The sequence below is a fragment of the Streptomyces sp. N35 genome (genome assembly GCF_016464295.1).
GTDB lineage: Bacteria > Actinomycetota > Actinomycetes > Streptomycetales > Streptomycetaceae > Streptomyces.
The window spans coordinates 1-10187 of record NZ_JAEIMH010000155.1; the positions used below are offsets into that span (position 1 = coordinate 1).

The window sequence follows — 10187 nt, forward strand, 5'->3', positions numbered from 1 at the left end:
ATGAAGGGGCCCGGGGCGAAGCCCCGGTTTCGGGAAGGGGCGGGTAGGGGAAATCAGCCCGCCGCAGGCGCAACCGGCCCGCACCCGGCAACGAGACCGCACCCCGGAGCTACTCCGCCGCCCCCACCAGCGGCAACGGCTCCCCCGGAGACAGCAACGGATCATCCACCCGAAACGTCCGCACACGCCCAGGCCCCGACCCCGGCGTCTCGAACCGCACAGTCACCCTCCCGACCCCACTCCCCTGCACCCACCCTGGCCCGAACTCGGCATGCCGCACATCGTGCCCCGCATACCAGCGCCGCTCCACAGGAGCCACCTCACCGACTTCGTCAACCTCGGCCACCAGGGCCCCCTCGTCCTCCACGCCTCCGTCCCCGGAATCCGGTCCCGAATCGGCAGCCGAAGCCGCAGCCGCAAGCTCCGCCTCAGCAGCCTGCGCCTGAGCGAACAGGTCCTCCTGCGTGTAGTCGGCAAGACCGCTCACGCCGACCCCGAGCAGCCGCACCCCACCCGTCGTGTCCACGGACTCGAGCAGCCGCGCCGCCGCTTCCCGTACCACCGCCGGATCGTCCGTCGGCCCCCGCAGCGTCTCGGACCGCGTCAGCGTCGAGAAGTCATAGCGCCGCACCTTGAGCACCACGGTCCGCCCCGAATGCCCACCGGCCCGCAGCCTGCCGACACATCGCTCCGCGAGCCGGTCCACCTCGGACCGCACCCGCACCCGGTCGTGGATGTCGACATCGAAGGTGTCCTCCACGGATACCGACTTGGTCTCCCGCTCGGCCACCACCGGCCGCTCGTCGACGGCCAGCGCCATCGTGTACAGATGCCCGCCATGCGCCTTCCCGAGCAGCCGTACGAGCTCGTCCGCACCGGCCTCGGCGATCTCCCCCACCGTCGTGATCCCGGCCCTCCGGAGGTGATCCCCGGTCGCGGGGCCGACCCCGGGCAGGATCCGCACCGACTTGTCCGCGAGCAGCTCCCGCTCCGTCCCCGGCACGATCAGCCGCAGCCCGTCCGGCTTGGCCTCCTCGGACGCGATCTTCGCCAGCATCTTCGAGGCCGCGAGCCCCACCGACCCGGTGAGCCCGGTGACCGCCCGTATGTCGGCCCTGAGCTTCTCCCCCACCGCCAGCGCGGAAGCCGTGTCCCAGGCCACCTCGCCCGCCTCCAGATCCACGAAGGCCTCGTCCAGGCTCAACGGCTCGACCAGCGGCGACAGCTCCTTGAGCAGCGCCATGACCTGTTCGCTGATATCCCGGTACAGCCCGAATCGCGGCACCAGGTAGGCCGCATTCGGGGCCAGCCGGCGCGCCTGCCCCATCGGCATCGCCGAGTGCACCCCGAAGCGACGTGCCTCGTACGAAGCCGTCGCCACCACACCGCGCGGCCCGAGCCCGCCCACGATCACGGCCTTCCCGCGCAGGCTCGGCTTGGATGCCTGCTCCGCCGAGGCGTAGAAGGCATCCATGTCGAGGTGCAGGATGGTGGGCGCCGCTCTCACAGCACCGATGCTGCCCTACGCCACTGACAACGGCCCCGAAGACGCCGGGGCCGCGCGTCAGAGGGCGCGATCACCCCATCGCCCGCAAGCTGTCAGACGGCGCGATTGCCCCGCCGCCGCGCCAGCTCATCCGCGGGGTTGTGCCCGATGAGCGTCTCGCCGGTGTCGACGCGCTCCCCGTGCAGCTGCGCCAGCGCAGCCTCCACATCCCGCCATACGACGCCCACGGCGATCCCGAAGATCCCCTGACCGCCCTGGAGCAGCTCGACGACCTCGTCCGGTGAGGTGCACTCGTAGACCGTCGCGCCATCGCTCATCAGCGTCATACGGTCCAGATCGGCGAATCCCCGCTCGCGCAGATGCTGCACCGCGGCGCGGATGTTCTGCAGCGAGACCCCGGTGTCCAGGAACCGCTTCACGATCTTCAGGACGACGACGTCCCGGAAGCTGTAGAGCCGCTGCGTCCCCGACCCGAAGGCGGGACGCACGCTGGGCTCCACGAGCCCCGTACGGGCCCAGTAGTCCAACTGCCGATAGGTGATGCCGGCCGCCGCGCAGGCGGTCGGTCCGCGGTAGCCGACCTGCTCGGCCGGCTCCACGCTGTTCCCCCGGGCTGTCGCCGGCCGCTGCGGAGAGTGATCGGTCGCGCCGCTGTGAAGCGGATACGGACCTTCCCCCAGACTTCGTCCGGGGGCACCCCCAGCCGTACCGTCGCCGCTGCTTCTCACGTCGGCCTCCGTCCTTGACCTGCCTTCTCGACGGTAGGCAGTACCCAGGAGCACGTCAACGAACGCCACACTCGGCACGCCGAGTGATAATCACCCGAAGTGTGGTTTGAGCCGCCTCACCGCGTGGAAAGGCTAGCCGAATGCGCACGCGGGCCCGCTGGTACGGGCGGCGTCACTGGCTGTTCGTCCCGAAGTCCTCGGGCGAGATCTGGTCCAGGAACTCACGGAACTTCTCGACCTCGTCCTCCTGCTCGTCCGGAATCGCGATTCCTGCGTCGTCGAGGACGCCGTCGCTGCCGTAGATAGGCGTTCCGGTACGCAGGGCGAGCGCTATGGCGTCCGAGGGTCGCGCGCTGACCTCGACACCACTCGCGAAGACAAGTTCCGCATAGAAGACACCTTCCCGAAGGTCGGTGATGCGCACTTCTGTGAGCTCCTGGCCCACGGCTTCCAGCACGTCCTTGAACAGGTCGTGCGTCAGCGGCCGTGCGGGGGCCATGCCCTGCTGAGCGAAGGCGATCGCCGTCGCCTCCCCTGGTCCGATCCAGATGGGGAGGTAGCGGTCGCCGCCCACTTCACGCAGGAGCACGATCGGTTGGTTGGAGGGCATTTCGACCCGGACACCGACAACGTCGAGCTCATTCACACAGCAACCCTAGGACCTGCCCGACCGGTTTGGGTAGTCGGGCACCCTCCCAGTCAGTGCAGGCGTACCCTGAGCGCCGACTGGACGAGCGCCGCGTGCAGCTTGATCGTGAGCGCCGCCAGCTCCTTCGTACGGGCTTCGGCATGGGTCCTGGTCTGCGGATTACGGTGCCGCCGCAGCGGAGCCACCACCTGGTCGACCAGGCCCGCCTCGCGCTCGGCGGAGGCCTTCATGGCCCGCAGATGCCTCGGCTCGATTCCTGAACTTCCCAGTTCGACGACAAGCTTCGCGATCTGCACGGCGTCGGCCTCGTAGTCACCCTCGGCCGACGGCGTGATCAGCCCGTACGATTCCCACTCGGCCAGCTCGTCCGCGTCGACCTGTGCCGCGGCGAGCAGCGTGGCACGGCTGATCCGGCCCGCGGTGGGCTGGTCGGCCGACAGGGCGAGCCCGACGGAAAGGTCCTCGTCCGAGGTCCGCTGCTGGCCCATATGGGCCGCCGGCACCTGCTCTCCGCGCTCCAGGGCGTCCAGGTGCTCTCTGATGACCTTGAGCGGCAGGTAGTGGTCACGCTGCATCCGCAGCACCTGAGCAAGGCGCTCGACGTCCACGGAACTGAACTTCCGATACCCGGACGGGGTGCGCTGCGGTTCCACGAGCCCCTCGGACTCCAAGAAACGAATCTTGGAGATGGTGACCTCGGGGAACTCCTCGCGCAGCAGATTCAGTACCTGCCCGATGCTGACGGGCTCGCCGTCCGCGGTGGCGGTGCCGTTTCCGGCACCGCCCCTCGGTGTGTGAAGCATGGGCCTTCCCTGCAGGTCAGATGGCCCGCTGGCTCGCGTAGAAGACCAGGCGGTACTTGCCGATCTGCACCTCGTCACCGTTGGAGAGCTGCACCGCGTCGATGCGCTCACGGTTGACATAGGTGCCGTTGAGGCTGCCCACGTCGGAGACGGTGAAGATCCCGTCCGCACCGCGACGGAACTCCACATGACGACGGGACACGGTCACGTCGTCGAGGAAGATGTCGCTCTGCGGATGACGTCCCGCGGTGGTCAGCTCACCGTCGAGCAGGAAGCGGCTGCCCGAGTTCGGCCCGCGGCGCACGACGAGCAGCGCCGAACCGAGCGGCAGTGCGTCGACGGCGGCCTGAGCCTCCGGCGAGAGTCCCGGCGTCGGGGTCTGACCCGTCACCTCCGCCTCGTAGGCCTCGAGTCCCGAGATCGAGATGGTCGAGGTCGTCTCGGAGGGCCGCTCACCGCCCGGGGCCCGAAGGGGCGCACCGCAGTTGGAGCAGAACCGGCTGGCCTCGGCGTTCCGGTTACCGCACCTCGTACACACCAGGGCCGACATGGACGGATCCTCCTGCCGCGGCTGCCCCGCGGGGGCGTGGGACGCATACGGGCCGGCGCCGAACTCTCCACCCGTACTTGAGGTTGATGGTTCTGAGAAACCTATGCCGCCGGACACAGCAGGGTCAACAGAAGACGCGCCCGGAGCGCCCGAAATGTCACCGCCGGCGCCGCCCACCTGATCGCGGAACAGCGGGCGTTCACCACCCTGGCCCTCGGGCTCTCCTCCATGCCGCGGAGCGCGGTGCCTGGCGGCGCCGCCGTCCTCGCGCGAGCTCTTGCCGAACAACTTCTGAAACAACTTCACGGGCGATTCCCCTTGACCGAAACAGACCCGCCCGTGGGGCAGGACGAACCCTGACTGCTCACACCGGCGTACATCGGCGACGCAGACACTTTCTCAACGTCCGCAACCTCCGGACAGTTTCCACCACGCGACACCCTTCCGGTGCGCCGACCCCCCGCAACCTCATGCCCTCGCTCACGGCCTGTGACACGCCCCTGCCTCACTGGGAGGACGACCGAGCGTAGTCAGGACGATTCGCCCGTCGCAAGGCATCCACGACGATCTTCTCGCCGCGTGTCACTTCCACCGTGGCCTGCTCCTTCTCCAGCGTCTGCACGACACCTCCGGGGATGTTCAGGGCCGGTTCGAGGTCCTGCGCCTTGCCGATCACTTTGAAGCGGTACGGAGCGGAGACCGGGCGTCCGTCGACCTCGACCCCGTCGGAGCCGTCCGTGAGGTAGGTGTTCGCCACCACCCGCACATCGTTGATCTGGATCGCCTCGGCGCCCGCGGCCCGCAGCTCCTGGATCGCGTCGAGCAGCATGTCCGCCTCGACCGCGCCCTTGCTGTCGGTGACGGTCAGGGTGATACCAGGCCCTTCGGCCGCCACCGTCCCTGCGAGTACCCCGAGTTGCCGCTCCTTCTCCACCGTCTGCTTGCGCGCCTCTTCGGCCTGGTCCGAGCTGTTCTCCAACTCGGTCCGCTGATCGTCGAGACGCTGCTTCTCGTCTTCTAGACGTTGGGTGCGGTCATCCAGTTCATCGAGAATGCGGACAAGATCTTCCTGACGCGCTCCGCGCAGCGCACTGCTCTCGCTGTTCGACCGCACCTGAATGGCAAGTCCGAGCCCCAGCACGAACAGCAGCAGCGCCACGATCAGCTGCGCCCGCGACACCTTCGGCGGCCACAGGCTCCGCAACAGCCGCTGCCGGCCGGTGACTTCCGGCTCTGCCGGTTCATCCGCCACGGGGTTTTCCTGAGGATTGTTCATCGGCTTCACGCCCGGAAGACATGGCGGCGGATGGCCGCGGCGTTGGAGAAGATCCGGATGCCGAGCACGACGACCACACCGGTCGACAACTGCGCACCGACGCCCAACTTGTCGCCGAGGAACACGATCAGCGCGGCGACCACGACGTTGGACAGGAACGACACGACGAAGACCTTGTCGTCGAAGATGCCGTCGAGCATCGCGCGGAGCCCTCCGAACACCGCGTCGAGCGCGGCGACCACCGCGATCGGAAGATACGGCTCGACCACTGCGGGCACCTCGGGCCGGACGAAGAGTCCGACGACGACGCCCACGACGAGGCCCAGTACGGCGATCACGATGTGCCCTTCCCTGCTTTCGGCTCTGCGGTGCGCACGATCAGGCTCGGCGCAGCCGGCAACCGCAGCTCGTCCTCGACGGAGATATCCGCCTTGATCCCGAAGTTCTCCTTCAGCGCGTGCAGATAGAGCCCATCCGCGCTGTCCTGGAACTTGGTGCTCAACTGTTTTCCGTCACCGATGGCGAGCACGGTGTACGGGGGCGCCAGAGGCTTGTTGTCGACCAGTATCGCGTCGCCCGCGGCCCTGATCGCGGACAGGGCTGTCAGCCGCTGCCCGTTGATCGATACGGCCTCGGCACCGGACGCCCAAAGACCGTTGACGACCTGCTGCATATCCCGGTCGCGTACACGCCCGTTGTCGGAGAAGCCCGTCTCTCCTCGCGGTCCGTCGCCGCCCCCGCCGTCGCCACCGGCGTCGTCCACCACGAGCTTGATCCCGGGACCGGTGACTTCGGTGTCCCCCGCGAGCAGCGCCACCAACTCGCCTTGGCCGCTGCCGTCTTCGTCGAGGGCGCGGCTGCGCCGCTGGTCCACGTCGTCCCGCAACGCATCGACCTCGTCCTCGAGCTTGTCGGCGTCGGACGATTCGCGTTCGATGCGGTCGATGAGCTCCTGGCGCTCCTTGGCGAGCACCGGAGCCGCCATCCGCGCCTCGGCGGCGCCCACCGTCACCACGAGCGCGGCGAGCACCAGCCCGGCCGCGAGACCGAGCTTCGCGCGCAGAGTACGCGGCAATCCGCCCTCGCCCTGCGCCTGTTTGCGAGCCGCCGCCTCCGCGTAACCGTCGTCGAGGCTGTGGTCCATGACATTGGTGAGCAGCGACATCGAAGCGTCCAGGCGCGGGGGGCGCGAATCGGTGCTCCGAACGGGGGGCTGCTGCGGCATGCCGCACATCGTCGCACGTCGCGCCCCGTACCTCCGAATGGCCCCACCGGCGCGCCGGGCCCCGCCTGAACTGCCGGGGCCCGGCGCACGGTGAAGATCAGCGTCCGGCGCTGTCCACGACCGCCGACCACTCGTCGAGCAGGGCCTGCGCGGAGGCGTCGTCGGGCCCTTCCGCCCACAGGTGTGTGACGGCCTCGGCGGGGTCGGGCAGCACCATCACCCAGCGCCCGTCGGTCTCGACGACCCGTACCCCGTCCGTGGTGTCCACGGACCGCTCCCCGGCCTCCTCGACCACCCGTCGCATGACGAGCCCCTTCACCGCCCAGGGGGTCGCCAGATCCCGCTTGAGCACATGGGCACGCGGGATACGGGCATCGATCTGGCTGAGCGTGAGCTGCGTCCGCGCCACAAGCCCGATCAGCCGCACGAACGCGGCCGTACCGTCGAAGACGCTGCTGAACTCCGGCACGATGAAGCCACCACGGCCGTCACCACCGAAGATCGTCGCCTCGTCCCTGCCGACACGGGTCAGGTCGTCGGGCGACGTGGTCGTCCAGTCCACCTGGGTGCCGTGGTAGGCGGCGACTTGTTCGGCGATACGGGTGGTGGTCACCGGAAGCGCCACACGTCCGCTCCGCCGCTCGGCCGCCACGAGATCCAGCATCACGAGCAGTGCGCGGTCGTCCTCGACGATCCGCCCCTTCTCGTCCACCAGCGACAACCGCTCGCCCACGGGATCGAACCGCACACCGAACGCGGCCCGCGCGGACGCCACGATCTCGCCAAGCCGCACAAGCCCCGACCTGCGCTCGTCCGCGGTCTCGGTGGGCCGCGACTCGTCGAGGCCCGGGTTGACGGTCAGAGCATCCACACCCAGCCGTCCGAGCAGGCTCGGCAGCACCAGGCCGGCGCTCCCGTTCGAGGCGTCGACCACGACCTTGAGTTCGGACTCCGCGACCCCACTCGTATCCACATTGCGCAGCAGCGAGCCCGTGTACGAGTCGTAGACGCTCGATGGGAAGTGCAGGTCGCCGATCTCACCAGGAAACGCACGCCGGTACTCCTGACGTGCGTAGACACGATCGAGCTTGCGCTGTCCGCCCTGCGAAAGATCCGCTCCGCGTCCGTCGAAGAACATGATGTCGACCGAGTCGGGCACCCCCGGCGTCGTCCGGATCATGATGCCGCCGGCGCTGCCCCGCGCGGTCTGCTGCCGGGCCACCGGCAGCGGCACGTTCTCCAGGTCCCTCACGTCGATCGCGCTGGCTTGCAGCGCGGAGATGACCGCTCGCTTCAGCGCCCGGGCACCTCGCGAGTGGTCGCGCGCGGTCGTGACCGTGGACCCCTTCTTCAGCGTCGTGGCATACGCGCCTGCCAGGCGTACCGCGAGCTCGGGTGTGATCTCGACGTTGAGAATCCCGGACACCCCGCGGGCACCGAACAGATGCGCCTGGCCCCTGGACTCCCAGATCACCGAGGTGTTGACGAAGGCACCGGCCTCGACCGTCTTGAAGGGGTAGACGCGTACGTTCCCCTGAACAATCGATTCCTCACCGACGAGGCACTCGTCCCCGATGACCGCGCCGTCCTCGATCCTCGCGGCCCGCATGATGTCGGTGTTCTTGCCGACGACACAGCCGCGCAGATTGCTGTGGGGACCGATGTAGACGTTGTCGTGCACGACAGCGCGATGCAGGAAGGCACCGGTCTTCACGACGACGTTGGAGCCGATGACGGTGTGCTCACGGATCTCGACGTCGGCTTCGACCTTGGCGTAGTCACCGATGAACAGCGGCCCACGGAGCACGGCGTCCGGATGCACTTCCGCGCCTTCCGCGACCCAGACTCCCGGCGAGATCTCGAAGCCGTCGATCTCCACATCGACCTTGCCCTCGAGCACATCGGCTTGCGCCTTCACATAGCTCTCGTGCGTGCCGACGTCCTCCCAGTACCCCTCCGCGACAAACCCGTAGATGGGCTTGCCCTCCTTCATGAGCTGCGGGAAGACATCGCCCGACCAGTCCACCGGAACATCCGGCTCCACGTAGTCGAACACCTCGGGCTCCATCACGTAGATGCCCGTGTTGACGGTGTCGGAGAAGACCTGGCCCCAGGTCGGCTTCTCCAGGAACCGCTCGACCTTTCCTTCCTCGTCGACAATCGTGATCCCGAATTCCAGAGGATTCGGGACCCGCGTCAGACATACGGTGACAAGCGCACCCTTTTCCTTGTGGAAATTGATGAGCTCGGTGAGGTCGAAGTCAGTGAGTGCGTCACCGGAGATGACCAGAAATGCGTCATCCTTGAGCGCGTCTTCGGCGTTCTTGACGCTGCCGGCGGTGCCGAGTGGCTTCTCCTCATTGGCATAGGTGAGCTCCATTCCGAGCTCTTCCCCGTCCCCGAAATAGTTCCGCACCAATGAGGCGAGGAATTGAACGGTGACGACGGTTTCGTTTAGCCCATGCCGCTTGAGCAGCCGTAGCACATGCTCCATGATGGGCCGGTTGGCCACAGGCAGGAGCGGCTTGGGCATGCTCGAGGTCATGGGGCGAAGGCGTGTGCCTTCGCCTCCGGCCATCACGACGGCCTTCATGTCGGAAGCGTCCTCCTTGAGAGACGACGGTCTTGCCGACTCAGCCCGCCCAAAACGCCACCGATTACGGCAGGCTCAGTCGGCCGTGTTGTCCGGTCTGACGAGACGGCGGACCTGAACCACGTACAGGATCCCTGCCCACCAATACAGCGTTGTACCCCATCCTGCGAACGCCCATCCGAAAATAGCAGCGAGCGTCCCGAGCCAGCCACTTGTATCGCTGAGCAGCAACAACGGGAAGGCGTACATCAGGTTGAAGGTGGCCGCCTTGCCCAGGAAGTTCACCTGCGGCGGCGGATACCCGTGCCGCCGGAGGATTCCCACCATCACCAGGAGGACCGCTTCACGCGCGAGTAGCGCCAAAGTCAGCCACAGCGGCAGAATCTCGCGCCAAGTGAGCCCGACCAATGTCGACAGGATGTAGAGCCGGTCGGCAGCCGGGTCGAGGAGCCGGCCCAGGTTGCTGATCTGATTCCAGCGCCGCGCGAGCTTCCCGTCCAGATAGTCGCTGATCCCGCTGAGCATCAGCACGATCAGCGCCCACACATCGCTGTTGGGGCCGCCGAACACGGGCCTGAGGATCAACCACAGGAAGAGAGGTACGCCGAGCAGCCTCGCCATGCTGAGGATGTTCGGGATGGTGAGAACCCGGTCGGTCTGCACACGGGTTTCCTGGACCTCCACCCGGGGGCCTCCTGTGGGAACGTTCCTACGATGCCCCATGACCTTACCCTCCGTGGCGAGGGCCGGCTGCCATGGGGTGGGCCAGAAACACCCATAACGCAGAAAACCCCCGCGCCCCAAACGGTGGGGGGGGTTTTTTCAATTAATTTCGTGGGGGGCCTCCCTTCCTCCC

Annotated in this window: 10 protein-coding genes; all 10 read right to left on the reverse strand. The window is 67.7% G+C overall.

The genetic code is table 11. The features are described 5' to 3' along the window. Positions 1-109: 109 nt before the first annotated feature. Positions 110-1507, reverse strand: coding sequence for a DNA polymerase IV (locus tag JAO81_RS40790; RefSeq protein ID WP_199553071.1), 1398 nt, complete (start codon positions 1505-1507; stop codon positions 110-112). A gap of 92 nt (positions 1508-1599) precedes the next feature. Then, on the reverse strand, positions 1600-2235 hold the full coding sequence (locus JAO81_RS40795) for a MerR family transcriptional regulator (RefSeq protein ID WP_199553072.1): 636 nt from the start codon (positions 2233-2235) through the stop codon (positions 1600-1602). Positions 2236-2407: 172 nt separating this feature from the next. Then, positions 2408-2881 carry a bifunctional nuclease family protein gene (locus tag JAO81_RS40800; RefSeq protein ID WP_006123076.1) on the reverse strand — a complete coding sequence of 158 codons (474 nt, stop codon included), beginning with the start codon at positions 2879-2881 and terminating at the stop codon, positions 2408-2410. 53 nt (positions 2882-2934) lie between these two features. Next, positions 2935-3687, reverse strand: coding sequence for a MerR family transcriptional regulator (locus tag JAO81_RS40805; protein WP_199553073.1), 753 nt, complete (start codon positions 3685-3687; stop codon positions 2935-2937). A gap of 16 nt (positions 3688-3703) precedes the next feature. Next, entirely contained in the window at positions 3704-4585 is an 882-nt protein-coding gene (locus JAO81_RS40810; RefSeq protein WP_233416625.1) for an FHA domain-containing protein, read from the reverse strand. Positions 4586-4742: 157 nt separating this feature from the next. Next, on the reverse strand, positions 4743-5513 hold the full coding sequence (locus tag JAO81_RS40815; RefSeq protein WP_199553078.1) for a DUF881 domain-containing protein: 771 nt from the start codon (positions 5511-5513) through the stop codon (positions 4743-4745). Positions 5514-5518: 5 nt separating this feature from the next. Beyond that, the gene (locus JAO81_RS40820) at positions 5519-5851 is read right to left on the reverse strand and encodes a small basic family protein (RefSeq protein WP_008749169.1); all 333 of its coding nucleotides are present in this window, start codon (positions 5849-5851) and stop codon (positions 5519-5521) included. Next, complete coding sequence (locus JAO81_RS40825) at positions 5848-6747, reverse strand: DUF881 domain-containing protein (protein WP_199553075.1); 900 nt, start codon at positions 6745-6747, stop codon at positions 5848-5850. The genes JAO81_RS40820 and JAO81_RS40825 overlap by 4 nt, the downstream gene beginning before the upstream one ends. 88 nt (positions 6748-6835) lie before the next feature. Next, the gene (locus JAO81_RS40830; RefSeq protein ID WP_199553076.1) at positions 6836-9331 is read right to left on the reverse strand and encodes a mannose-1-phosphate guanyltransferase; all 2496 of its coding nucleotides are present in this window, start codon (positions 9329-9331) and stop codon (positions 6836-6838) included. A 75-nt stretch (positions 9332-9406) separates the two neighbouring features. Beyond that, positions 9407-10015 (reverse strand): CDP-alcohol phosphatidyltransferase family protein, encoded by a 609-nt coding sequence (locus tag JAO81_RS40835; protein ID WP_199553077.1) that lies wholly within the window; start codon positions 10013-10015, stop codon positions 9407-9409. Between the last annotated feature and the right edge of the window lie 172 nt (positions 10016-10187).